Consider the following 24,158-nt stretch of genomic DNA (forward strand, 5'->3'; position numbering starts at 1 on the left):
CGCACTCAGCGGGGCGGCCGGTACTGTCTGCGTACGTGCCCACCCCGCTTTCGGTCCTTACCGGCAACCGTGACTTCCGCAGACTCTTCGTGGCCGAACTGGTCGTCTTCGGCTCGGACTGGTTCGTCATGGTGCCGCTGCTCGTCCTGCTCCCCGAGCTCACCGGCAGCGGCGTCTGGGGTGCGCTGGTCCTGGCCGTGGACACCGGCATCAACGCCCTGCTGCTGCCCTACACCGGCACGATCGCCGACCGGGTGGACCGCCGGAAGATCCTGATCGCGGCGAATGTGGTCGCGCTGCTGGCGACCACCCTGCTCTTCCTGGTACGCACACCCGCGACGGCACCCCTGGCACTGGTGGCCATCGGCGCGATCGCCGTGGCGAAGGCCTTCTACTCCCCGGCGGCGTCCGCGGCCCTGCCCAACGTCGTCGACCCGGGCGAGCTGGCGGCTGCGAACTCGATCGCCGGCTCGGCCTGGGGCACGATGACGATCGTCGGCGCTTCCCTCGGCGGTATCGTGAGCAGCGCGTTCGGCCCGTACGTCAGCTTCGCGGCGGCCTCGGCGAGCCTGCTGGCGGCGGTCGTCCTGACCGTGGCGATCCGGCGGCCGCTGCAGGCCCCCCGCGATCCGGACGCCGCCCCGGTCCGCACCTGGCACGCCCTGCTGGAGGCCTTCCAGTACATCGCCGCCCGGCCCCGGCTGCGCGCCCTGGTCACGGTGAAGTCGGCGGTCGGCCTGGGCAACGGAGTCCTGACCGTCTTCCCGCTCCTGGCCGGGATGTACGCCGTCGGCCCCCTCGGCGCGGGCCTGCTCTTCGCGCTGCGCGGAGCGGGGGCACTCGTCGGCCCGCTCGTCATGCGCCCGGTCCTGCGGCACCGCAACTGGCTGCTGCCCGGCCTGGCCCTGTCGATGAGCCTCTACGGCCTCGGCTACGTCGGTGTGGCCCTCGCGCCCTGGTTCTGGCTGGTAGGTGCGCTCGTCTTCGTCGCGCACTTCGCCGGCGGGACGAACTGGTTCCTGTCGAACTACGCCCTGCAGGCGGAGGTCCCGGACCACCTCCGGGGCCGCGTCTTCGCCACGGATCTGATGCTGGCGACCCTGGCGATCTCGATCAGCCAGCTGGGCGCCGCCTTCTTCGTGGACCGGGTCGACGAGCGGGTCATCCTCGCCGGATGCGGCCTGATCACGGTCACCTACGCGATCGGCTGGCGGATTGCGACGCGGAAACTTTCCGTCGCCGGGCAACCTTCGCCGGTCGAATGATCACTGATAGACCGACGGCGAGGTCGAGGGGGTGCGCGTCACGATCGCGGCGATGAGCAGGCCGATGCCGGCGGCCGAGAGCAGGGCGGCGACCAGGTTCACCGAGAGACTGAGCATGCCGAAGCTCGACGACGCGAAGTTGAGCGACTGGTAGATCTGGGGCAGTGCCACGCTCCAGAGCGCGCCCAGCACCTCGGCAAGGATCAGTGCGCCCAATCCGAGGTAGCCCATCAGCACACTGCGCCGGCTCAGGTGGGCCCGGCGCATCCCGATCAGGACGAAGCCGGCGACCAGTACGGCCAGCATCGGGAGGTGCCCGAGGGTGATGGAGAACAGGTAGGACATGGTCATGGCGGTGACCGTACTGGAGGAGGGCGACTCGTGATCACCCCCTAGCATGTGGCCCATGGGCCTGTCCTTCGTTACCGAGCCGGTTGCTGTCCGAACGCCAGCGACCAGCGCCAACCTCGGGCCGGGCTTCGACACCCTGGGTTTGGCGCTGACGCTGTACGACGATCTGTCCGCCCGCGTCACCGGTGACCGTTTCACCGTGGCGATCTCGGGGGAGGGCGCCACCGAGTTGCCCACCGACGAGACCCACCTGGTTGTCAAGGCCATGCTCGCCACGTTTGACGAGCTGGGCGGGCGTCCGGCCGGGGTCGCGGTGGAGTGTGTCAACCGGATCCCGCAGGCGCGTGGCCTGGGCTCGTCCTCGGCGGCGATCGTGGGCGGGGTGCAGCTGGCGCGTGGGCTGGCCGAGGCGAAGATCAGTGACGAGGACGCGCTGCGGATCGCCGCGAGGCTGGAGGGTCACCCCGACAACGTCGCGCCGTGCCTGCTCGGCGGGTTCACCATCGCCTGGACCGAGCCCGATGGGGCGCGGGCGGTGCGGTTGGCGACTGCTGAGGGCGTACGCCCCACTATTTTTGTCCCTCAGGAACGTGGCCTGACCGCGACGGCCCGGGCCGCGCTGCCGATCAGCGTGCCCCACGCGGACGCCGCGTTCAACACCGGGCGGGCGGCGCTTCTCGTGCATGCCCTGCAGCACGATCCGGAGCTGCTCTTCACCGCGACCGAGGACCGGTTGCATCAGGGCTACCGGGCCGAGGCGATGCCCGGCACATCGTCGCTGGTCGCATCCCTGCGTTCTGTCGGGGTTCCGGCTGTCGTGAGCGGAGCGGGTCCCACGGTGCTCGCATTAGGGCCCGTACCTGCGGATTTCCATCCCGGTGAACAATGGCGCGCAGAGATGTTGGGCGTGGATGTCGACGGAGCCCTTGCATAAGGGAGTATGGTGGAACACGCCGAGCGGGACCCTGTTGCCGCAGGTTGTAAGAGTTGACTACGCTTATGCCGTAGTACCGCTCATGTCTTAGCGCCGCTCAAGACTTAGCACAGCTCAAGACCTGGCACAGCCGCGAAGCAAAGCGATCTCTGCGGTTCGGCGCGCACCCCCGAGACAATTGCCGATCTGGCAGTCTCATTCCCATCAAGGCACACGCCGAGCAGCAGGTCTCCAGATCGCTGCACTCGCCGAGACCTATCCGTCAATGTCCGACGGGTCGGGAAACCGTCGAGCTGCCGTGCTGCAAAACTCCCGCGCCGCAGGTGCGAAGCGGGATCCGAGGGCACCCGGCCACCAGGCTGATGCGAGACCCGGGTGGTCTTGGTTTTTTCGACGGAAGGAATCCATTGAGCGACACCACCGACGTGACGTCGGGTGTTTCTGACGTCGCTGACGACGGCGCCACCACCGCGGCAGTCACCAAACGCCGCCGCGGCGGCACGGGGCTGTCCGCGATGTTGCTGCCCGAGCTGCAGAGTCTTGCCGCTTCCCTGGGCATCTCCGGCACTGCCCGGATGCGCAAGGGCGAGCTGATCACTGCCATCTCGGAGCGTCAGAACGGCGGCTCCTCGTCCGCCGCTCCCGAGAGCACCCCGCGGTCGCGCCGGACCAACGGTTCGTCGGCCGCCGCCGCTGCCCCGGTTTCCGAGGTTGCCCCGGTTGCCCAGGCTCCGGCTGCCCAAGCTCCGGTTGCCCAGGCGCCGGTCGCCCAAGCCGCCCCGGTTCAGGCTGCCCCGGTCGCTGCAAAGGCCCCGGTAGCCGAGGCCGCTCCGGTTCAGGCCGCTCCGGTTCAGGCCGGCCCGGTTGTGGAGACCGTGCAGGCGGCTCCGGCTCAGGCCGAGGCCCCGGCGCAGCCTGCCGCGACCACGACCGCTGAGCAGCCCGAGCAGGGTCGGCGCAGCAGCCGTCGGGAGCGCCAGGAGCGGGCCGACCGCGAGCCGCGTGAGCAGAGCGACACCCGCACGGACAACAACCGCGCCGAGACCCGCACTGAGGGCACCGAGACCGCTGAGCGGCCGGAGCGTCCCGAGCGCGGCGACCGGCCGGAGCGCGGCGACCGCAACCGCGACCGTCAGCGCAACCAGCAGCGTCCGGACGGCGGAAACGACCGCGGCAACGACCGTGGCGAGCGCAACGACCGTAACGATCGGGGCGACCGTAACGTCGACCGCAACGACCGTGGCCCGCGCAACGAGGTCCAGGACGACGACGACAACGATGGCGGCGAAGGCGGTCGGCGCAGCCGGCGCAGTCGTTTCCGCGACCGTCGTCGTGGCCGGGACCGCGACGGCACCGAGAGCGGCCCCACCACCGGTGGCCGGGACGGTGGCGGCCGCGACGGTGGCACCCGGGAGACCCGCGAGCCGCACATGAACGAGGACGACGTCCTGGTTCCGGTGGCCGGCATCCTGGACGTCCTCGACAACTACGCGTTCGTCCGCACGACCGGCTACCTGTCCGGCCCGAACGACGTCTACGTGTCGATGTCGCAGGTCAAGAAGCACGGGCTGCGCCGCGGTGACGCGGTCACCGGCGCCGTGCGGGCCGCCCCGCGGGAGAGCAACAGCGACCAGCGGCGCGACAAGTACAACCCGCTCGTGCGGCTCGACACGATCAACGGCATGGAGCCCGAGGAAGCCCGCCGGCGTCCCGAGTTCTACAAGCTGACCCCGCTCTACCCGCAGGAGCGTCTGCGGCTGGAGACCGAGCCGCACATCCTGACCACGCGCGTCATCGACCTGGTGATGCCGATCGGCAAGGGCCAGCGCGCCCTGATCGTCTCGCCGCCGAAGGCCGGTAAGACGATGGTGTTGCAGGCGATCGCCAACGCGATCACCCACAACAACCCCGAGTGCCACCTGATGGTCGTGCTGGTCGACGAGCGGCCCGAAGAGGTCACCGACATGCAGCGCTCGGTGAAGGGCGAGGTCATCGCGGCCACGTTCGACCGGCCGCCGCAGGACCACACCACGGTCGCCGAGCTGGCGATCGAGCGGGCCAAGCGCCTCGTCGAGCTCGGTCACGACGTCGTCGTGCTGCTTGACTCGGTGACGCGGCTCGGCCGGTCGTACAACCTGGCGGCGCCCGCCTCCGGTCGCATCATGTCCGGTGGTATCGACTCGACGGCCCTCTACCCGCCGAAGCGGTTCCTCGGCGCGGCGCGCAACATCGAGAACGGTGGCTCGCTCACCATTCTCGCCACCGCGCTGGTGGAGACCGGCTCGATGATGGACACGGTCATCTTCGAGGAGTTCAAGGGCACCGGTAACGCGGAGCTGAAGCTGGACCGGAAGATCGCCGACCGGCGTACCTTCCCGGCCATCGACACGCACCCGTCCGGCACGCGTAAGGAAGAGATCCTGCTCGGCAAGGAAGAGCTGGCGATCATCCACAAGCTGCGCAAGGTGTTGAGCTCCCTGGAGTCCGGCGCCGCTCTCGACCTGCTGCTCGACCGGCTCAAGCAGAGTCGCACGAACGTCGAGTTCCTCATGCAGATCGCGAAGAGCACGCCCGGAGAGTAAACACCCGACAAAAAGGGACGGTCACCTACAAGGTGACCGTCCCTTTGTCGCACATCAGGTGCGTTCAGACCCAGAAGGGGTCATGCGAACCTTCCCAGCACGTTGCGACCTGGGGAGGACCGCTCGATGATCGTGCCTGGTTACCGGGACCATCCGGCCGAGCCGTGGGACCCGGAGGCACCGGTCGACCCGGGCGAGGCGGAGGACTTCCTGCGCCGCTGTTACGTCGAGAATCCCCGTCTCGGACCGGTCGAGCCCCGGCTGGCCATCGTGCGGGCGCAGATCGCGGCGACCGGCGGCTATGTGCACACCACCGAGGAGCTCAGCCACGGCGCGCGGATGGCGTGGCGCAACTCGAGCCGGTGCATCGGGCGGCTCTACTGGCGCAGCCTGCAGGTGCTCGACCGGCGCCGCGCGCGTACCGCCGATGAGATCTTCCAGTTGCTGGTACACCACCTGCAGACCGCCGGGGGTGGCCGGGAGCAGGGCCGGGTCCGGCCGGTGATCAGCATCTTCGCGCCCGCCCAGCCGGGCCGCCCGCACGCCCGCGTCCACAACGACCAGCTGATCCGCTACGCCGGCTACCGCACCGAGGACGGCGGCCACGTGGGCGACCCGGCCCAGATCGCGTTCACCGAGGCGATGGGGAGGCTCGGGTGGCGGGGCAAGGGCGAGGCGTTCGACATCCTCCCGCTCGCCATCGAGGTCCCGGGCCGGCCGGTACGCCTCTACGACCTCCCCGAACGCGCCATCCTCGAGGTGCCCCTGACCCACCCCGAACACGGCTGGTTCGCCGAGCTGGGGCTGCGCTGGCACGCCGTACCCGTCATCTCGAACATGCGCCTGACGATCGGCGGCGTGAGCTACCCCCTCGCGCCCTTCAACGGCTGGTACCTCGGCGCGGAGATCGGTGCCCGGAACCTGGCCGACCCGGGCCGCTACGACATGCTGCCGGTGGTCGCGCAGCGGCTGGGCCTGGACACCAGCCGGGAATCGTCGCTGTGGCGGGACAGCGCCCTGGTCGAGCTGAACCGGGCCGTCCTCTGGTCGTTCGAGCGGGCCGGGGTGAAGATCACCGACCATCACACCGAGTCACAGCGGTTCATCACGCACCTGCGCAACGAGGAGAAGGCGGGCCGTCCGGTGCCGGCCGACTGGACGTGGATCGTGCCGCCGATCTCGGGCGGGCTCACGCCGGTGTTCCATCGTTACTACGAGGAGCTGGACCTGCGCCCCAACTTCTACCCGGTTGACGATGCCCGCTGCCCTATGCGAAACCATTGACCGCGAAGTCGTCGCGGTGGCGCCAGGAGGCTTCGGTGCGTACGTGCTCCGGGCGTACCCACTTGAGGAGCTTGAGGGTGAACTCGTCGGCGGGGATCCGCCCTGCGCTACGGACCACGAAGCCCTCGGATTCTCCGGGGTCGCACCGCAGCGCCCAGGCCGCGCGGGCCTCGCTCAGGCTGAGCCCGCGGTAGAGGACCGGCACCACCGGGAGCTCCAGCCGGGTCGCCCAGTCCACGGTGTCGTCCCAGCCGAGCAGCGTGTTCGTCTCGTCCCAGATGCCGAAGACCATGAAGACCCCGGGCAGCTCTGTGTACGCGATGCTGCGCCGGGCCCACATCGACTCCCCGCAGACCCGCCAGTCGTCGGGTATCCGATACGCGGTCATCGCCCACAACGCCTTCGCCGGCACGTCCCACGGCTGGGTGCCGGAGTCGAGGGAGCGGGCGTACATCGTGTCCCGGGTGAAGGTCAGGTTGCCGCCGTCGAGCTTCTCCGTCACCACCAGTTCCCCGTCCAACCAGGACAGGTCGTGCTGGATCCGGTCGTCGTTCGTGGCGCCCGGGGAATCGGGCAGATGGAAAGTACGCGGGTACTTGCCCACCTGCCCGCTCATTTAAAAGTCTCCCTCAGCCACCTGGAACACGGTCAGCCCGAGACCGCGCCACATGCGCACCACCTGCTGGCGGTCGTCGAACACGCCGACCACCCGCCAGCGCGGGCTGATCTCCTGATCGAAGATCTCCCGCTTGACGATCGCATCCTTACGGCTGTCGCCGGCCGGACGCATGAATAGTCCTTCGTACGGCACATCCACGTAAAGGTCCAGCCAGGCCCGCGTTTCTTCGCGGCAGACCTCGTCACGTCCCGAGCAGAACACGATCGCGTTCCCGGCGGCGTGCATCGCCCGGACCGCCGCGATCACCGCCGGGTTCGGCGCGTCCTCACCGACCCGGGACCAGTCGAACGGGCTCCGGCCGCTCATCAGCGCGACCGTCCCGTCGATGTCGACGAGCACCACCGCGGGCAGCTCGGGGTCCGGCTCGTACACCAGTCCCGGACCGCCCGGGTCCACGAACGGGATCGGCAGCGGAAGGTTCTTACCCTTCAGATACCGCTCGTGCATGCGCCGGATCGGCTCCTCGCCGACCTTCTCGTCCGCCGGGCGGTCCGCATCACGACGGATGCATTCCTCCACCGGCACGTCGGTGAAGTCGTGCACCTCGAACGTCGCGTGGAACCGGGCGGCCAATTCGGCCCACTCGCGGACGGTTTTGCCCCGCAGGTTGGTGTCGTCGACGATGACATCGGCGTGCGCGCGTAGCAGGGCCTCGACGGCGGCCCGCTGGGCGTGCGTGACCTGCCCCTCGGCCCACTGGGTGAAGAGGCGCTGCCCGTGCAGCATCCGGCGCAGGTCGTCGCGGTTGACCCGGACGACGTTCGGTTGCAGCTTGCGGGCGAAAGTGGTCTTCCCCGAGGCGGGCAGCCCCCGGGTTATCAACAGGCGGGTCATGACGTGATTCCTTCTGCGGCGGGCTTCAAGAGGGCTCCAGCCGGCTTCACGAGGGTCCAGAGCCCCGGCCGGTAGTCCTTGTCGTCGAGGCGCAGGAACAGCGCGCCCCGGTGCCGGCTTTTCAGCGCCTGAGCAGCGAACTCGCGCCGGCCCCACCCCTCGGGCAGGGCGGCCACGATCGCCGCGAACTCCTTCTCCACGTCCTCCGCCATCGTGTCGACGGCCGCGATGAGCTCGGTGGCGACCCCGGTCACCCACGCGTGGAACTCGTCGGGCAGGGGTTCCGTCAGCGCGTCCAGGTCGCCACCGGCCACGAGCACTTCCCATACCGTACGGTCGGAAAGTCCCGTCACCAGCCGATGCAGCCGTACGTACTCGGCGTACTTGATCTTCACGCGCTCGTCACTGCCGACGAAGTGCACAACCATCCCCTCCCGCCCTTCCCGGGCCGGAGCGGCGAGTGCATCAGCGAGCGTCGCATAGGCGAACGTCTCGACGACCGGCCCCGGCCAGCCCGGCACCGCCTCGGGCCCGTGGGTCCGCCCGGTCGCGATCTCCACCGCCCCGAGCAGCACCAGATCGTCGAGGCCGGAGTAATCGACCACGATCCGGTTCGCCGGGTAGATGATCTCCACGAGCACGGTCAGCCCGTCCGGCGGGACAAAACCGGCATACCGGCTGCGCAGGATCTCCGTCGCGTGCTGAGCCTGCTCCGAGGCGAACGACCCGCGCGTGGCCACCGCCCAGCCGTCACCGTCCGGATAGACGATCCCGAGCGACCCGTCGAGCTTGTCCGTGACCACAACCTTCGCGGCGGGGTCGAGAACCGGTGCGTGCGACTCGGTGTGGTTGAAGAATTTTTCCAGGGGACGCGCCAGGATCTTGGAATCCGAGTCCATGATCAAACCCCGGCAGGCCAGGGTGACCGGGGTCCAGGCGCCCGAATACTGCGCCGCCTCGGTGTAGTTGTAGATCGAGAAGGGCTTCGAGGGATGACGCTGCACCCGCACGTGCCCGGCCTCGATCGCCGCAGCCAGGTCGGCCGGGTCGAAGACGTCAGCGAGCAGCGTCATGGCACTTTCCTTTCAGCTTGGGGAATGCCCCGAGGGCGCCTCACGTTATCGACCACGTACCACCTGCCGCCTCCGATTTCTTCCGGAGGTGCCCGGCATGGCAGACTGATACATCGGCCAGTAAGGGTTCCGGTTCACGCCTTCAGCACGACGGCGACCCGGCGACCCGATCATCGAGAGGGACCGAGTAAACATGAAGAGCGGAATCCACCCGGAGTACACGGCCACCGAGGTCGTCTGCTCCTGCGGCGCCACTTTCCAGACCCGCAGCACCGCCAAGGGCGACATCCGTGTCGAGACCTGCAGCGCCTGCCACCCGTTCTACACGGGCAAGCAGCGCGTGCTGGACACCGCGGGTCGGGTCGCCAAGTTCCAGGCGAAGTACGCGAAGGTCAACGCCGGCGGTACCAAGAAGAAGTAACTGCCTCCACGGCGCCCGGACCCGCACTCAGCGGGGCCGGGCGCCGTTGGCATGTTCGGCCCAGGAGTGTTGATAAGGGAGAAGCAGTGAGTAACGACCGGCTCAGTCAGCTCCTGGAGGAGTACGCCCAGCTCGAGAAGCAGATGGAAGACCCTTCCATCCACTCCGACCAGGCCCTCGTGCGCCGGGTCGGGCGGCGCTTCGCCGAGCTCGCGCCGATCTCCGCCGCCAACAACGAGCTGGAGGCGGCGCGCGCCGACCTGGCCGCGGCGAAGGAGCTGGCAGCCGAGGACTCCTCGTTCGCCAGTGAGGTCGAGGCCGTCGCCGCGGTGCTGCCCGCGCTGGAGGAGAAGCTCGGCGAGATGCTGATCCCGCGGGACCCGCATGACGCCAAGGACGTCATCGTCGAGATCAAGGCCGGCGAGGGTGGCCAGGAGTCGGCGCTGTTCGCGGGCGATCTGGTGCGCATGTACACCCGTTATGCGGAGCGGCACGGCTGGGTCGTCGAGGTGATCGAGGCGCAGGACTCGGACCTCGGCGGGGTCAAGGACATCTCGTTCGCGGTCAAGACCAAGGGCGTACCCGCCGGTGGGCATGGGGTCTGGTCGCGGTTGAAGTGGGAGGGCGGCGTGCACCGGGTGCAGCGCGTGCCCGTCACGGAGTCGCAGGGCCGCATCCACACGTCGGCTGCCGGGGTGCTGGTGCTTCCCGAGGCGGAGGACGTGGACGTCCAGATCGAGCCGGGTGACCTGAGGGTCGACGTGTTCCGGTCGTCGGGGCCCGGCGGGCAGTCCGTCAACACCACCGACTCGGCCGTGCGGATCACCCACCTGCCCACGGGCACGGTGGTGAGCTGCCAGAACGAGAAGAGCCAGCTGCAGAACCGCGAGTCGGCGATGCGGATCCTGCGGTCCCGGCTGCTGGCGATCGCGCAGGAGCAGGCCGACGCGGCCGCCTCCGACGCGCGCAAGCTGCAGGTCCGGACGGTTGACCGCTCGGAGCGCATCCGGACGTACAACTTCCCCCAGAACCGGATCAGTGACCACCGCATCGGCTACACGGCGTACAACCTCGATCTGGCTCTGGGCGGCGAGCTGGATGCCGTGCTCGACGCCCTCGCCGAAGCCGACCGCGCTGCCCGCCTCGCCGGCGGCACCGAAATCGGCCGTAGGCCCTAGAACGCCAGGTCGGTGACGGAGAGCTGCGCGTTGCTGGTGGCGCAGACGAGCAGTTTCTCCGCCGCCTGACAGCCGTAGTCCTGGACCTGCGGGATGAGGCCGCGCATGGCCAGCGTGCCGGTGCGCTTGTCGAGCGCGGAGACGGCCGTCGCGCCGGGTGGTTGTGTGGTGCGGGTCATGGCGTACACCTGGTCGGATTCGTCGCTGTAGTTCCACACGAGCGTCGCTGTGCCCAGGTCGGTCAGGGTCGCACCGGTCCGGCCGTCGATCACGGAGTGCCGGGTGCCGTCCTGGTCCTCGTCGACCACGAGGCGGTCGTCGTAGAGCGGGAAGGCGTAGCCCCCGCCGGGTCGCTGCCAGCGCACCTGCCCGGTCACCGGGTCGTACCCCGTGATGCCGTTGTCGTCGTTGAGGCACATGACCGGCCCGCAGGCGTAGAAACCGCCGAAGGGCCGGCTGTCCAGCCGCCACAGCTCTCGCAGGGTCTCGGTGTCGTACGCGACGACCTGCCCCCGATCCCCGTCGACCGTCCGCAGGTACAGCGTGTGCTCCTCGACGCTCAGCTCGGTGGTCTGCTCCGAGGAGTCGGCGGCGGGCTGCCACGGGAGCCGCTGGGCCGCTACCACGTGCCCGTCCGCGAAGTCGAGCACCTCCACCAGCCCCGCCGCCGTCGCGGTGACGAGCCGGTCGGAGAGGACGCCGTTGGTCGTCACCCAGCTCCGCGCGCCGGAGCCCGTACGCGACCAGACCGTCACCCCGTCCCGCAACCCGACCACCCGCAACGAGCTGACGGTGCTGCCCTCGTCATTCCATTCGCCGAGCAGCACCCGCCCACCGCCGGACGAGAAGAACTCGCCGCGCAGCCGCCACAGCTCCTGGCCGGTGGCGGTGTCGAGAGCGATCGTGTCCCGGGTGTACTCGCGGGTGCCCTTGCTGCCGTCGGTGTTCTCGTACTCGACCGTGGTGTCGGCGGCGGGCAGGGTGAGCACGCCGTCGGTGACCGAGCCGATCCACGTGGCGTCGTCCACGCCCCGCACGGACCACCTGGCGGTGCCTTTACGCAGGTCGTAAGCAGTGAGGGAACGCTGCGCCCCATAACCGTCGCCCGAGGAGAGCACGTAGACGTTGCCACCCTCGGACGCGAACGAGTCGCTGCCGCCCTGCAGCGGGACGCTCCACAGCGTCACGGGCGCGTGGGACTCGGGCGGCTCCGAGCCGGTGACCGCGACGACGCACAGCACTGCGACCACGACGGCCAGGATCCGGATGTCACTCGGGCGGATCCGGCGCCGGGCGGGCGCGCGCGGCTCCTCGTCGTCCCCCGTGACGAGCCCCAGCTCGATGACGGCCATGTCAGCCAGCGTAGGCAAGGGTGACCAGGCGTGCGTCCGCCGTTGCGCAGATCAGCAGTTCTGCTCTGCTGTCGCAGCTGTAATCCATCAGCTGGCCGATCAGGCCGAGCAGGGTCGATCCGCCGGTGTGCTGGTCGAGGCGCCACACGGCGGTCTGTGCGAACGGGGTCACGGTGGTGGCCAGGACGTACACGGTCGCGGAGCCGTGGCTCGGCACCATCTTCGCCCGGGGCGTGCGGCTGACGACCGCGCCGCTCTCCGCGCTGAGCACCACCAGCTCGTCCGTGCCGAGCTCGCCGACGCTGGTGCCGACCCGGCCGCCGTCGAGGGGGTAGATGACGTTCGTGCGTGCCTGATACCAGCGCTGGATGCCGGTGGCCCGGTCCCATCCGCTGACCCCGGTGCCGTCGTAGCCGCACAGGACCGGGCCGCAGTCGACGATCCCGCCGTTGCCCAGGGCCACGGCGGCCCATTGCGGGCGCATCGTCGCGAGGTCGAACACCGTGACCTTGTTCTGCTGCCGGAGGTCGTCGTAGTTCTCGACCACGAGGATGCCGTCCCGGGCGTTGATCCGGGAGGTCCCGGTCCAGGGGAGCGCTGCCTGTGCCACGAGCCGGCCGTCGGCGAGGGCGCGGACCTCGGCGTGACCGTCGCTGCCGACGGTGATGACCCGGCCCCGATCGGTTTCGGTAGACACCCATCCGTACGGTGCGCTCCGTGACCACGCCTGGGCGCCGTCGCGCAGACCGACCACCCGCAGCGTCCGCACCGTTCTGGCGTTGGGTCCCCACTCGCTGAGCAGGACCAGGCCGTCGGAGAAGCCGGTCACCGCCCCGGGCAGGCGCCAGAGCTGCCGCCCGGTCGCCGTGTCCACCGCCACCGTCTCGCGCCCGAAAGAAGGCGGTGACGTGGCGCCGAGCGCGATCAGCACGACGTCGCCGGCGGTCTCGCTGATGATCCGGGCCTCGTCCGGCACCGTGATGGTGGAACGGATCGCCCCGGTCCTCAGCGAATAGGTGATCAGCTGGTTGGGTGGGCCGTGGCGGAGCACGTGGATGGCGTCCTCGGCGGTCTGCACCTGGTCCAGGCCGTCGCTCAGCGGGATGCTCCACAGCGCGGTGAACGGCCCGGGTCGCGGCGGCGCCGACGCTGTGACGGTGAGGAGGCAGGCCACGGCGATGAGCCGGCCGAGGACAAGGAATCGACGGGGGCGGGGCGCGGCCTTCTTGCCCGGGACAGCGCCGACGACGCCCAGGTCGATGACCGTCACGCAGGTAGGCGGTTCCCTGCCGCGGCTGCCAGGGCGGCGCTGAGGCTGCGCCGGTCGGGGCCGACCTCGGACCAGCCCGCGGCCAGGCCGATCGGTGTGCCGGGGACGAGGACCTGCCAATTCTCGCCGGCCGCGGCGGCGCTGATCCGGCGGGAGACCTCGGCGGCCTGGGTCGGGCCGGCGCCGGGGAGCACGACCACGAACTCGTCACCGGCGAAGCGGGCCACGAAGTCCCCGCGGCGCATGACGCGGCTGACCACGCCGGCGATGCGCTGCAGCACCAGGTCGCCGCAGTGCCGGCCGTGCCGCGCGTTGACCGCGGTGAAACCGATCAGGTCGCAGACCCCGATCGCCGCTCGCTCGCCCCGGGCCAGCATCGCCGAGACGTAGCGTTCGAGCTGGCGGCGGTTGGGCAGGCCGGTAAGCGGGTCGGTGAGGGTCTCGTCGCCGTAGCGGCCGGCGTCGCGGTGGGTCTCCTGGGCGTCGAGGCGGGCCGCCACACCGTCGAGATATCCGTCGCGCAGGCGGTCGATGCGCTGCGCGGCGAGCCGGAACGCATAACGGTCGGCCGAGTGGGCGGCCTCGTGCTCACCGGCGACGGCGTAACAGATGCTGCGTAACCGGGCGGGCTCGGCGGGCCCGAGGATCTCCGGCGAGACGGGCACGGCGTCGAGCTTGCGCAAAGCCCGGGTGGGCCGGCCGGCGGCGATGTCGAGGCAGACGCCGCCGAGGTGGCGCAGGTCGCGGGAGCGCACGCTGTCGCCGCCGGTGTTGAGCAGGGCACCCGCGTCGGTCTCGGGGGTCTCGCCGAGGGCGGCCCGCCGGGCCAGGGCGTAGCCGTAGACCGGGCGGCTGCTGGGCCGCAGCCGGTCGGCGGCGCCGGTGGAGACATAGCGGGACAGCTCGACATCGATGTCACGCAGCACCCGCAGGCAGCCGTCGGTGTCGCCCTGGTGATCCAGCGAGACCGCGTTGCGCAGCCGGATGCCGGGAGCGAAGAACAGCTCAGGGGCCATCCCGGCACCGGCACCGACCTGGCGGGCCTGCTCGATCGCGGTCAGGGCGTGGCCGTGAAAGCCGAGGTAGGAATAGGCCATCGCGAGGTCGTGCCAGCCCCACGCGGTCTCGGTATCGCCGTCGGGCACGGCCGCGAGCGCACGGGAGGACTGCACGAGGTGGGTGACACCGCGGTCGAGGGCGCTCTGCAGATGGGCGCCCAAAGCCGCGAAGGCGTGCATCTGGCCGCGCAGATAGGGGTCGGAGGTCTCGTAGACGGCGTTGCTGGCCAGTGTCATCGCGGTGGCGAACTCGGCGATGCGGCCGAGGTTGATCAGGGCGCCGAACCGCTGGACCAGGGCGTAGGCCCTGGTCATGGGGTCGGTCGTGACCTCGAGGACCTTGTCGAGGATGGCCAGCGCCTCGGCCGAGCGCCCGCCCTGCTGCAGGTCGCCGGCCCGCCGGAGGTCATCGACACAATCCGGTAGCTGGTCCAACCAGGTCATGAGACCGCCACGGCCATTCAGGCCCCTCCTGCCGACGACGCTCATCGATCGACGACCCGGCCGGTCGTCGCCGCGATGCGACGTCTCATGATTATGCCGTGACACTCGCGCACGAACACCCCTCGGAGGGGACGGACCGGACTCGATTGAGCCCCGCTCTGGCGGCTGCCGCCAGACGTCTGGCTGAGGCCGGGGTCGAGTCGCCCCGCGTCGATGCCGAGTTGCTCGCCGCGCACGTGCTCGGGGTGGGTCGCGGACGGCTGGTGCTCATCGACACCGTGCGCGGCGATGAGCTGCTTCGATACGAGGAACTGGTCGAGCTCCGGGCGCGGCGGGTGCCGCTCCAGCACGTGCTCGGCACGGCCGCTTTCCGGCATCTGGAGCTCAAGGTGGGCGACGGCGTCTTCGTGCCGCGGCCCGAGACCGAGTTGCTCGCGGGCTGGGGCATCGAGCACACCGCCGCGGGGGCGACGGTGGTGGATCTGTGCAGCGGGTCGGGCGCGATCGCCCTCTCGGTCGCCGACGAGGCCGAACCCGCGCTGGTCATCGCCGTCGAGCGGTCACCCGAGGCCCTGGTCTATCTCCGGGACAATGCCAGACCCTTTGCCTCGGTACGCGTAGAGCCCGGCGACGTCACCGATCCGAACCTGCTCAGCGATCTCCACGGCCGCGTCGACGTGCTGCTCTGCAACCCGCCGTACGTGCCTGAGGGAACGCCGGTGCCCCCGGAGGTCGCCGACCACGACCGGGCGATGGCGGTCTTCGGCGGCGCGGACGGCCTCAGCGTGATCCGACCGGTCATCAAGCTCGCCGCGGCCCTGCTGCGTTCCGGTGGCGTGGTCGGCATCGAGCACGACGACGTACACGGCGACGACGTCCCGGCGCTGCTCCGCGCGGATGGTCGTTTTACCGACGTAATCGGGCATATCGATCTGACCGATCGCCCAAGATTTGCGACAGCCCGCCGCGTGTAAGCCTGGTTACAGGCAGCGTGGCAGACTGCATCGTGTGATGCTCTATGACTGCCGGGCCGTTGCCGAGCGGGACCGTGGCATAGCCGCGGCCGTTGAGGCGGTCAAGAGCGGCGAACTCGTCGTCATGCCCACCGACACGGTCTACGGCGTGGGCGCGGAGGCGTTCACCCCGCACGCGGTCACCGCGCTGCAGACCGCGCGGGGTGTGGACCGCCGGGTGCCGCCGCCGGTGCTGGTCGGTTCCCGGCACACCCTGGACGGCCTGGTCTACTCGCTGCCCAAGGCGGCGCGCGAGCTGGCCGACGCGTTCTGGCCGGGCGCGCTGACGATCATCGTCGAGCACTCGCCGAGCCTGCAGTGGGATCTCGGGGAGACCGGCGGCAAGGTCGCGGTGCGGATGCCGCTGCACCCGGTGGCCCTCGAGGTGCTGCGCGAGATCGGCCCGATGGCGGTCACCACCGCGAACAAGGCCGGTCAGCCCGCGCCGGTCACCGCCGAGGAGGCGCGCGACCAGCTGGAGTACGCCGTCCGCATCTACCTCGAGGCCGGGGTCGCCCACGATCCGGCGCCGAGCACGATCGTCGACGTCACCGGCGACGTGCCGCGGGTGCTGCGGGAGGGCGCGCTGGCGTTCGAGAAGCTGCGCGACGTCGTCCCGGACATCCAGCCGGCGGGATCCTGATCATGGCTTTCACCGTGCTGCACGTCTGCATGGGCAACATCTGCCGGTCGCCGATGGCCGAGCGGCTGCTGGTGCTCGCCGCGCAGCAGCGCCTCGGCAAACAGGACCCCGACGCGGATCTCGACGACCTGCTGGTCAGCCGGAGTGCCGGCACGGGTGGCTGGCACGAGGGCGAGGAGATGAACCCGCCCGCGGCGCGGCAGATCCGGCTGCGTGGTGCCAGCACCGACGGCTTCACCGCCCGCAAGCTCACCGGTGCCCAGCTGGCCGAGGCCGATCTGGTGCTGACCGCGACGGCGGACCAGAGCGACTACGTGCACGCGCTGCTGCCGGGGGCTTCCAGCCGTACGTTTGTCCTCGGTCACTTCGCCCGTCTGCTGCGTGACCTCGACCCCAAGGGCCTGCCGGCCGGGGGCACCGACCCGGAGTCGTTCGCGGCCCGTGCGGCAGCCCTGGTCGAGGCCGCCGACAGCCTGCGTGCAGACGGCGACCCGCTGCCCGCCGACGACCTCGACGACCCCTGGGGCCGTGGCGACCAGACCTTCCAGCGCATCGGCGACGACATCGAGGAGTCGCTGTTCCCGCTGGTCGACGTCCTGCTTCCGGGAGCACCGAGGTCCGCGTGATCGTCGCACCCGACGCCGACGGGATCCGTCGCGCCGCCGAGCTCCTGCGCGCCGGTTCGGTCGTCGCGTTTCCTACCGAGACCGTCTACGGCCTCGGCGCCGACGCTTTCAACGAGAAAGCCGTCGCGGAGATCTACCGGCTCAAGAACCGCCCGTCCTGGAACCCGCTGATCGTGCACGTCGCCGATGTCACCGCCGCCCGGGCGCTCGCGAAGACGTGGCCGGACATCGCGAACGAGCTCGCCGCCCAGTTCTGGCCCGGCCCGCTGACCCTGGTGCTGGAGAGCGCGACGCAGGGCACGATCGCGGTCCGGGTGCCGGCCCACGAGGTCGCCCGCAAGCTGCTCGACGCCTCCGGTCTGGCCCTGGCCGCCCCGAGCGCCAACCGTTCCGAGGGCATCTCCCCGACGACCGCCCAGCACGTGCTGCGCAGCCTGCCGGAGGTGCCGCTGGTGCTGGACGGCGGCCCGGCGTCCTGGGGGATCGAGTCGACCGTGCTAGACGTGACGGGGGAGATCCCGCGGTTGCTGCGGCCCGGTGCGCTCGCGCTGCGCGACATCCGCGAGGTGACAGGCTCGGTGGCGCTGCCCGACGAGGTCGTCGACGGCACCGAGCGGTCCTCACCGGGCATGAGCAAGCGGCATTACTCCCCCCGCGCCCGGCTGATCCTCACCGATGACGTCCGGGACGTGAAGGACGCCGAGGAGCCGGTCGGGATCCTGACCTACGAGACCGAGGACATGCGGGACGCGGAGATGCTCAGCATCGACCCCCGTGAGTACGCCGCCGACCTCTACGCCGCCCTGCACCGCCTCGACGACCGCGGGGTCGCCACGATCATCGTGAAGAGCCCGCCGGCGACCGAGGATTGGCTGGCCGTCCGGGACCGCCTGAGCCGGGCGGCTGCTTCATGAGGGCACCCCGCGCGATGTTGCGGGCCATGCCGCTGAAGATGATCCCGTGGAACGGCAGCACGCTCGCCCAGTAGGCGTGACCGGCTAGGCCGCGGGGCACGAACAGGGCCCGCTGGCGGTAGAGCGAGGTGCCGTCGGGGCGCGGTTCGGCGTACATCTCGAGCCAGGCCTTGCCCGGAACCTTCATCTCGGCCCGCAACCGCAACAGGCGCCCGGGGTTGATCTCCTCCACCCGCCAGAAGTCCAGCGCCTCGCCGACGTAGAGGCGGTCGCGGTCGCGCCGGCCGCGGCGTAGCCCGACCCCGCCGACCATGCGGTCCAGCCAGCCGCGCACGGCCCAGGCGAGCGGGAACGAGTACCAGCCGTTCTCACCGCCGACGCCCTCGATGACCCGCCACAGCGCCTCGACGGGGGCGTTCACCTCGGTGCAGCGCTCGTCCTTGTAGATCGTGCCGCCGGTCCACGAGGGGTCGCTGGGCAGTGGCTCGGCGGCCGCGTCCCGCCCGGAGGCGTTCGACCATCGGGTCTCGACCTCGTCGTCGCGGATCTTGCCCAGCGCGACCCGGACGGCCTCGTCGATGCCCAGCAGCCCCTCGTCGGGCACGTACTCCGCGATGTCGTGCTCGTGGGTGATCGCCTCGTGGATCAGGCTGGCCACCAGCGGCCGCGCGATCGAGTTGGGCACGGGGGTGATGGCACCGACCCAGTGCGCCGACAGCCACGGGCTGAGCGGGCGCAGCGGCACGATGATCCGGCGGCGCAGCCCGGCGGCCCGCGCGTAGCTCTGCATCATCTCGCCATAGGTCAGCACGTCACGCCCGCCGATGTCGAAGCCCCGGTTGAGCTCGCCGGGCAGCTCCGCGACGGCGATCAGATAGCGCAACACGTCGCGTACCGCGATCGGCTGGATCCGGTTGCGCACCCAGCGCGGCGTGACCATCACCGGCAGCCGCTCGGTCAGATAGCGCAGCATCTCGAAGGAGGCCGAGCCGGAGCCGATGATCACCGGCGCCCGCAGCACCACGGTCGGCACGCCGCTCTCCAGCAGGATCTTCGCCACCTCGGCGCGCGACCGCAGATGTGCCGACGGCTGCTCGTCGGCCGGCGGCTCCGGGCCACCGAGATAAACGATCCTTTTGACCTTTTTCTCGTACGCCGCCCGCGCGAAATTCGTGGCCGCCTCCCGATCCAGCCGCTCAAAATCGGGCTGGCCGAGCGAATGCACGAGGAAATAGGCGACATCCACGCCCTCGAGTGCCGGAAGCAGTGTCGCGGGGTCGGAAAGGTCGCCCTCGACGATTTCCGCATCATGTGCCCACGGGACGTCGCGCAGCCGGGCGGCGCTGCGGGACAGTGCTCGCACCTCATGACCGGCTGCCATCAATCGGGGTGCGAGCCGCCCGCCGATATACCCCGTGGCTCCAGTTACCAGACAACGCATACCACTGTGTGCCCGCAGGCAGCGGCCCTAAGCAATATGCTTTTGCGAGGGAGCGTTGCGCCAACTTAGGGAGTGCGCCATGGGCACGTTCTGGGGCCCCGACTTCAATGCGTTGCGCGACGAGGATCCCGAGATAGCCGAGGTGGTGCTCGGCGAGCTGGAGCGCCAGCGCGGCGGCCTCCAGCTCATCGCCAGCGAGAATTTCACCTCGCCGGCCGTGCTGGCGGCGCTCGGATCCACCCTGACCAACAAGTACGCCGAGGGTTATCCGGGTCAGCGCTACTACGGCGGCTGTGCCGAGGTGGACCGCGCCGAGGAGCTGGCGATCGAGCGCGCCAAGGACCTTTTCGGCGCCGAGCACGCCAACGTGCAGCCACACTCCGGCGCCTCGGCCAACATGGCGGCGTACGCGGCGCTGGTCCAGCCCGGCGACACCGTGCTCGCGATGGATCTGCCGCACGGCGGGCACCTGACCCACGGCAGCAAGGTCAACTTCTCCGGCAAGTGGTTCCACACCGTCGGCTACAAGGTGCGCGCCGACACCGAGCTGATCGATTACGACGAGGTGCGCGACCTGGCCCAGGCGCACCGCCCGGCCCTGATCATCTGCGGCGCCACGTCGTATCCGCGGCTCATCGACTTCAAGCTCTTCCGGGACATCGCCGACGAGGTGGGCGCCTACCTGATGGTCGACGCCGCGCACTTCATCGGGCTGGTCGCCGGGCGGGCCGTGCCTTCACCCGTACCCCACGCCGACGTGGTGTCCTGCACCACCCACAAGGTGCTGCGCGGGCCGCGGGGAGGCATGATCCTGTGCCGTGACGAGCTTGCCGCGCGAATCGACAAGGCAGTCTTCCCCTTCACCCAGGGCGGCCCGCTGATGCATGCCGTCGCCGCTAAGGCGGTCGCGCTGCGCGAGGCCTCGATGCCCGACTTCCAGGGGTACGCCCACCAGGTCGTCAAGAACGCCCAGGCGCTCGCCGCCGGGCTCGCCTCCGAGGGCATGCGTCCCGTCTCCGGCGGCACCGACACCCACCTGGCCCTGGCCGACCTGCGCGACCTGGGGGTCAGCGGGCGCGAGGCCGAGGCCCGCTGCGACCGCGCCCGGATCACGCTCAACAAGAACGCGATCCCGTTCGACCCAGAGAAGCCGATGACGGCGTCCGGCATCCGGGTCGGCACGCCCTCGGTGACGACGCAGGGAATGCGCGAGGGCGAGATGCGCCAGATCTCGGGACTCATCGCGGCGGCCGTGCGCGCCGACCCGACCTCTGTCGCGGGCGCGATGGTGCTGCGCGAGACTGCTGAGGAGATTTCGTCGCTTGTGGCGCGCTTCCCGGCGTACGCGGAAAAGGTTTCGGTGTGAACAAAGAAGAAACAGAGTTCGAACCGTTCGATGCGAAGGCTTTCGAGGATGAGGAAGACAAACGGCCGTTGCCGGATCTTCCGCCGTTGCCGGCCGATCCGCGGTGGCGCGTCGAGCATCTGCCGTTCCTGACCGCGTTCTCCTTCGCGCTGATGCTCTGCGCGGCCTCGGTCGGCTTCCTGAACGGCGGCGTGCAGATCGCGTTCGGTGCCGTGGCCGGGGTCATGATCGTGACGGTCAGTTACACGATGTCGACCCTCGTGCTGGCCTGGGCGGACACGGTGCGCCCGGCGCTGATCATGCCGCTGGGAATGCTCACATACGTGGTGAAGTACTCATTACTCGGCATCATCCTCGCATTTGTGGTCTCCTCGGAGTGGCCGGGCCGGTTGGCGCTCGGCTGGGGAGTCGTGGCGGGAGTGCTGGGATGGACGGCCGTGCAGATCTGGTGGGTGGCCCGGATCAGCCGCCCCAAGTGATCTCCGGCACGGCGTTTCCGGCGGTGGGCACCCGATTTATCGGACTTCGTCCACGATCCGGTGACGGGAAGGCGGCATTGCTGTCCGGTTCTGGGCAAGGAGGGGTACCGTGTCACCGAGTTGAGAGACCCCTGACGCCTGGACAACTGCGGTTGTGCGGGGGGTCCCGCTTAGCCTGGTGTTTCCGACTGATATCTTCTAGCCGTCATGGCCGGTCAGAAACCTCCCCCCGAATCCCACGGTGACGACGGTCCGCCCCCGCCCGACACGGGCATGGGAATGACTGCCGTCAGCTATCTCTTCGCGGGCATGTTGGTCTGGGGTGGGATCGGCTGGCTGGTCGACCACTATGTCGGCACCAAGGGCATCTTCGCCGGGATCGGCGCCGTCGTCGGCGCGGCCGGTGGTGTCTACCTCATCGTGCGCCGTCTCGGCGCCTGACAGGAAAGGGCTACGGTGATCGGTCCTTCGACGGTCCTCGCAGCGGAGTTCCCGCCCAGCGTCGAGGACTTCTACCTGCCCAGCATCCTGCCCTGGGGAGCGCACGACTCGTACTGGTTCACCAAGATCACGGTGCTGGTCTGGGTGGCCGTCGCCGCCATCATCATCTTCTTCCTGGTGTCCTACCGGAAACCGCAACTGGTGCCGACGAAGAAGCAGTGGATGGCGGAGAGCGCGTACGGCTTCGTGCGTAACAACATCGCCATTGAGATGATCGGCCCGCGAGGCATCAACTTCGCGCCTTATCTCACGACGCTGTTCATGTTCGTCATCGTGATGAACTTCTTCAGCATCGTGCCGTTCATCCAGATTTCACCGAACTCCCACATCGCTTTCCCCGCTATTCTCGCGGTCATCAGCTACGTGATGTTCATCGTGGTCGGCATCCGGCACCACGGCTTCTTCAAGTACCTCAAGACGGCGCTCATCCCGCCGGCGCCGTGGTTCATCCTGCCGCTGCTGATCCCGATCGAGTTCTTCTCGAACTTCCTGGTCCGCCCCTTCTCGCTGGCGGTCCGACTCTTCGCCAACATGTTCGCCGGCCACATGCTCCTGCTGGTGTTCACGCTCGGCGGTTTTGCGATGATCAATGCCAACGCCTGGCTCGCGCCGATCTCGGTCGTCTCGTGGCTCATGACGATCGCGCTGACGTTCCTGGAGTTCCTGGTCATCTGTCTGCAGGCATACGTCTTCACGGTGCTCACCGCGAGCTACGTCCAGGGCGCGCTCGCCGACGAGCACTGAGTTTTTGCAAGAAATCCGTTTGTCGTCCCGCGTGATCGTCACGCGAGATACCAGGAGGAATCTGTAATGCTTCCCGACGTTTTCGCCGCCGTTGAGGGCAGCACCGCCGCCATCGGCTACGGCCTCGCCGCGATCGGCCCCGGCATCGGTGTTGGTCTGGTCTTCTCCGCCTACATCCAGTCGACCGCTCGTCAGCCGGAGTCTTCGCGTCTGACGCTGCCCTACGTCTGGATCGGCTTCGCCGTCATCGAGGCGCTCGCCCTGCTGGGCATCGCGTTCGGCTTCATCTGGCAGGGAAACCTCTAAAGCCCTTCCCTCGCTAGGAGGTGCTCGTGATCAACTCCCTTACCTACCTCGCCGAGGCCGCTGAGGAGACCAAGCACAACCCGATCATTCCTGTCTGGCAGGAGATCGTCGTTGGCTCGGCCGCCTTCATCGTGCTCTGCGTAGTGCTGATGAAGTTCGTCTTCCCCCTCATGGAGAAGACGTTCCAGGCTCGTGTTGATGCCATCGAAGGTGGCCTCAAGCGTGCCGAGACCGCTCAGGCCGAGGCCAACGAGCTGCTCGAGCAGTACCGCGCGCAGCTGGCCGAGGCTCGCACCGAGGCCGCGCGCATCCGCGACGAGGCCCGGGCCGACGCGGAGGGCATCCGTCAGGACGTCCTCGCCAAGGCACGTGAAGAGTCCGACCGCATCATCGCGGCCGGCAACGAGCAGCTCTCCGCTCAGCGCGAGAGCATTCTGCGTGAGCTGCGCTCCGAGGTGGGCACGCTCGCGGTTGACCTGGCCAGCAAGATCGTGGGCGAGTCTCTCGCCGACGAGGCGCGCAGCCGGGGCACCGTGGACCGCTTCATCACCGAGCTCGGCGCCGGCACGGGCGGACGCTGATGGCGGCCGTCAACCGCGAGTCGTACGCCGCGGCCGTGGAGAAACTGACCGCGGACTCGGCTTCTGTCACCGCCGCGCAGCTGGCCACCATCGCCGATGAAGTTCTGGCGGTGGCCCGGTTGCTGCGCGGCGAGCCGCGGCTGCGCCGTGCGCTGACCGACCCCTCGCGGTCGGGTGAGGAGCGCGCGGGACTGTTCCGGTCCCTCGTGTCCGGCAAGCTCAGTGTGATCACGGTCGACGCGATCGCACAGCTGGTCTCCGGTCGTTTCTCCTCCCCGCACGAGCTCCTCGACGCCACCGAGCGGCTCGCGGTCGACACGGTGCTCGCCGCCGGCGACCGCGACGGCAAGCTGGCCGACGTGGAGGACGAGCTGTTCCGCTTCGGACAGGTCGTCTCGGGCAATTCCGAGCTCGCGGTCACGCTCAGTGACCCGAGCGCCCCGGCCGATCGCAAGGCTAAGCTGGTGGAGGACCTGCTCAAGAGCAAGGCCCAGCCGGCGACTGTCCAGCTGATCAAGGTGGCGCTCGATGGCTTCGGTGGCCGTAGTTTCGAGTCGTCGCTCACCAAGCTCGTCGAGCTGACCGCCGCGAAGCGTGATCGTGAGATCGCCTACGTGACCGCGGCGAAGCTGCTCGGCGACGCGGAGGAGCAGCGGCTCGCTGCCAAGTTGTCCGACATCTACGGTCGGCAGGTTTCGCTGAAGGTTCTGGTTGATCCGAGCATCATCGGTGGCCTCAGCGTTCGTGTCGGCTCCGACCTCTACGACGGCACGATCCTGCGGCGGCTCAACGCGGCACGGCAGGCGTTCGCTAAATAGT

25 protein-coding genes are annotated in these 24,158 nt (G+C 69.5%); 17 read left to right on the forward strand and 8 right to left on the reverse strand.

Going from position 1 to position 24,158, the window contains the following annotated elements; translation table 11 throughout:
- The first annotated feature begins 35 nt into the window (after positions 1–35).
- The gene (locus tag Ahu01nite_RS29515; protein WP_203839926.1) at positions 36–1,265 is read left to right on the forward strand and encodes an MFS transporter; all 1,230 of its coding nucleotides are present in this window, start codon (positions 36–38) and stop codon (positions 1,263–1,265) included.
- Here the strand turns inward: Ahu01nite_RS29515 and Ahu01nite_RS29520 are convergent, their stop codons facing one another.
- The gene (locus tag Ahu01nite_RS29520; RefSeq protein ID WP_203839927.1) at positions 1,266–1,616 is read right to left on the reverse strand and encodes a hypothetical protein; all 351 of its coding nucleotides are present in this window, start codon (positions 1,614–1,616) and stop codon (positions 1,266–1,268) included. It lies immediately after the preceding gene.
- Between the two features lie 55 nt (positions 1,617–1,671).
- Here Ahu01nite_RS29520 and thrB point away from each other — a divergent pair, with 55 nt between their 5' ends.
- The 3 genes from thrB to Ahu01nite_RS29535 all read left to right on the forward strand — a co-directional run bounded on the left by thrB (position 1,672) and on the right by Ahu01nite_RS29535 (position 6,416).
- Positions 1,672–2,550 carry a homoserine kinase gene (thrB, locus tag Ahu01nite_RS29525; RefSeq protein WP_203839928.1) on the forward strand — a complete coding sequence of 293 codons (879 nt, stop codon included), beginning with the start codon at positions 1,672–1,674 and terminating at the stop codon, positions 2,548–2,550.
- A gap of 407 nt (positions 2,551–2,957) precedes the next feature.
- The gene (rho, locus tag Ahu01nite_RS29530) at positions 2,958–5,132 is read left to right on the forward strand and encodes a transcription termination factor Rho (protein WP_203839929.1); all 2,175 of its coding nucleotides are present in this window, start codon (positions 2,958–2,960) and stop codon (positions 5,130–5,132) included.
- Positions 5,133–5,258: 126 nt separating this feature from the next.
- Positions 5,259–6,416 carry a nitric oxide synthase oxygenase gene (locus Ahu01nite_RS29535; protein WP_203839930.1) on the forward strand — a complete coding sequence of 386 codons (1,158 nt, stop codon included), beginning with the start codon at positions 5,259–5,261 and terminating at the stop codon, positions 6,414–6,416.
- On the opposite strand, the gene Ahu01nite_RS29540 is transcribed toward Ahu01nite_RS29535, so the two are convergent.
- Genes Ahu01nite_RS29540 through Ahu01nite_RS29550 form a run of 3 tightly spaced genes read right to left on the reverse strand, consistent with a single transcriptional unit; the run spans position 6,400 to position 9,002 of the window.
- A complete protein-coding gene (locus tag Ahu01nite_RS29540) occupies positions 6,400–7,032 on the reverse strand; it encodes an RNA ligase family protein (protein WP_203839931.1) in 633 nt (210 codons plus the stop codon). The two genes, Ahu01nite_RS29535 and Ahu01nite_RS29540, sit on opposite strands and share 17 nt — an antisense overlap.
- Entirely contained in the window at positions 7,033–7,929 is an 897-nt protein-coding gene (locus Ahu01nite_RS29545; RefSeq protein WP_203839932.1) for a phosphatase domain-containing protein, read from the reverse strand.
- Complete coding sequence (locus tag Ahu01nite_RS29550) at positions 7,926–9,002, reverse strand: RNA ligase (protein ID WP_203839933.1); 1,077 nt, start codon at positions 9,000–9,002, stop codon at positions 7,926–7,928. The genes Ahu01nite_RS29545 and Ahu01nite_RS29550 overlap by 4 nt, the downstream gene beginning before the upstream one ends.
- A 193-nt stretch (positions 9,003–9,195) precedes the next feature.
- Between Ahu01nite_RS29550 and rpmE the strand changes: the two genes are divergently transcribed.
- Entirely contained in the window at positions 9,196–9,423 is a 228-nt protein-coding gene (rpmE, locus tag Ahu01nite_RS29555; RefSeq protein WP_203839934.1) for a 50S ribosomal protein L31, read from the forward strand.
- An 86-nt stretch (positions 9,424–9,509) separates the two neighbouring features.
- Complete coding sequence (gene prfA, locus Ahu01nite_RS29560; protein WP_203839935.1) at positions 9,510–10,601, forward strand: peptide chain release factor 1; 1,092 nt, start codon at positions 9,510–9,512, stop codon at positions 10,599–10,601.
- Here prfA and Ahu01nite_RS29565 read toward each other — a convergent pair.
- Genes Ahu01nite_RS29565 through Ahu01nite_RS29575 form a run of 3 tightly spaced genes read right to left on the reverse strand, consistent with a single transcriptional unit; the run spans position 10,598 to position 14,725 of the window.
- The gene (locus tag Ahu01nite_RS29565; protein WP_203839936.1) at positions 10,598–11,953 is read right to left on the reverse strand and encodes an outer membrane protein assembly factor BamB family protein; all 1,356 of its coding nucleotides are present in this window, start codon (positions 11,951–11,953) and stop codon (positions 10,598–10,600) included. The two genes, prfA and Ahu01nite_RS29565, sit on opposite strands and share 4 nt — an antisense overlap.
- A 1-nt stretch (position 11,954) precedes the next feature.
- On the reverse strand, positions 11,955–13,223 hold the full coding sequence (locus Ahu01nite_RS29570) for a PQQ-binding-like beta-propeller repeat protein (protein WP_203839937.1): 1,269 nt from the start codon (positions 13,221–13,223) through the stop codon (positions 11,955–11,957).
- The gene (locus tag Ahu01nite_RS29575) at positions 13,220–14,725 is read right to left on the reverse strand and encodes a GGDEF domain-containing protein (RefSeq protein WP_203839938.1); all 1,506 of its coding nucleotides are present in this window, start codon (positions 14,723–14,725) and stop codon (positions 13,220–13,222) included. The genes Ahu01nite_RS29570 and Ahu01nite_RS29575 overlap by 4 nt, the downstream gene beginning before the upstream one ends.
- Positions 14,726–14,823: 98 nt before the next feature.
- Here Ahu01nite_RS29575 and Ahu01nite_RS29580 point away from each other — a divergent pair, with 98 nt between their 5' ends.
- From Ahu01nite_RS29580 to Ahu01nite_RS29595, 4 genes are read left to right on the forward strand one after another with little or no spacing between them, the layout of a single operon-like run.
- Positions 14,824–15,699: a N5-glutamine methyltransferase family protein gene (locus Ahu01nite_RS29580; RefSeq protein WP_203839939.1), complete on the forward strand. Its 876-nt coding sequence runs from the start codon at positions 14,824–14,826 to the stop codon at positions 15,697–15,699.
- Between the two features lie 37 nt (positions 15,700–15,736).
- Positions 15,737–16,381, forward strand: coding sequence for an L-threonylcarbamoyladenylate synthase (locus tag Ahu01nite_RS29585; protein WP_239159245.1), 645 nt, complete (start codon positions 15,737–15,739; stop codon positions 16,379–16,381).
- Complete coding sequence (locus Ahu01nite_RS29590; protein WP_203840003.1) at positions 16,381–17,007, forward strand: arsenate reductase/protein-tyrosine-phosphatase family protein; 627 nt, start codon at positions 16,381–16,383, stop codon at positions 17,005–17,007. Before Ahu01nite_RS29585 ends, Ahu01nite_RS29590 begins: the two co-directional genes overlap by 1 nt.
- Positions 17,004–17,921: an L-threonylcarbamoyladenylate synthase gene (locus Ahu01nite_RS29595; protein WP_203839941.1), complete on the forward strand. Its 918-nt coding sequence runs from the start codon at positions 17,004–17,006 to the stop codon at positions 17,919–17,921. Before Ahu01nite_RS29590 ends, Ahu01nite_RS29595 begins: the two co-directional genes overlap by 4 nt.
- On the opposite strand, the gene Ahu01nite_RS29600 is transcribed toward Ahu01nite_RS29595, so the two are convergent.
- Positions 17,845–19,362 (reverse strand): SDR family oxidoreductase, encoded by a 1,518-nt coding sequence (locus tag Ahu01nite_RS29600; RefSeq protein ID WP_203839942.1) that lies wholly within the window; start codon positions 19,360–19,362, stop codon positions 17,845–17,847. The genes Ahu01nite_RS29595 and Ahu01nite_RS29600 overlap by 77 nt on opposite strands.
- A 79-nt stretch (positions 19,363–19,441) precedes the next feature.
- On the opposite strand from Ahu01nite_RS29600, the gene glyA reads away from it, so the two are divergent.
- The 7 genes from glyA to Ahu01nite_RS29635 all read left to right on the forward strand — a co-directional run bounded on the left by glyA (position 19,442) and on the right by Ahu01nite_RS29635 (position 24,157).
- Positions 19,442–20,728 (forward strand): serine hydroxymethyltransferase, encoded by a 1,287-nt coding sequence (gene glyA / locus Ahu01nite_RS29605; RefSeq protein ID WP_203839943.1) that lies wholly within the window; start codon positions 19,442–19,444, stop codon positions 20,726–20,728.
- Positions 20,725–21,207 carry a hypothetical protein gene (locus Ahu01nite_RS29610; RefSeq protein WP_203839944.1) on the forward strand — a complete coding sequence of 161 codons (483 nt, stop codon included), beginning with the start codon at positions 20,725–20,727 and terminating at the stop codon, positions 21,205–21,207. Before glyA ends, Ahu01nite_RS29610 begins: the two co-directional genes overlap by 4 nt.
- Positions 21,208–21,486: 279 nt before the next feature.
- Positions 21,487–21,648 carry an AtpZ/AtpI family protein gene (locus tag Ahu01nite_RS29615; protein ID WP_239159236.1) on the forward strand — a complete coding sequence of 54 codons (162 nt, stop codon included), beginning with the start codon at positions 21,487–21,489 and terminating at the stop codon, positions 21,646–21,648.
- A 15-nt stretch (positions 21,649–21,663) separates the two neighbouring features.
- Positions 21,664–22,452 (forward strand): F0F1 ATP synthase subunit A, encoded by a 789-nt coding sequence (gene atpB / locus Ahu01nite_RS29620; RefSeq protein ID WP_203839946.1) that lies wholly within the window; start codon positions 21,664–21,666, stop codon positions 22,450–22,452.
- A gap of 66 nt (positions 22,453–22,518) precedes the next feature.
- Entirely contained in the window at positions 22,519–22,758 is a 240-nt protein-coding gene (locus Ahu01nite_RS29625; protein WP_203839947.1) for an ATP synthase F0 subunit C, read from the forward strand.
- Positions 22,759–22,784: 26 nt separating this feature from the next.
- A complete protein-coding gene (locus tag Ahu01nite_RS29630; protein ID WP_203839948.1) occupies positions 22,785–23,339 on the forward strand; it encodes a F0F1 ATP synthase subunit B in 555 nt (184 codons plus the stop codon).
- Entirely contained in the window at positions 23,336–24,157 is an 822-nt protein-coding gene (locus Ahu01nite_RS29635; protein ID WP_203840004.1) for a F0F1 ATP synthase subunit delta, read from the forward strand. The genes Ahu01nite_RS29630 and Ahu01nite_RS29635 overlap by 4 nt, the downstream gene beginning before the upstream one ends.
- The last annotated feature ends 1 nt before the right edge of the window (position 24,158 follow it).

This window comes from Winogradskya humida, assembly GCF_016862215.1.
Taxonomy (GTDB): Bacteria; Actinomycetota; Actinomycetes; order Mycobacteriales; family Micromonosporaceae; genus Actinoplanes; species Actinoplanes humidus.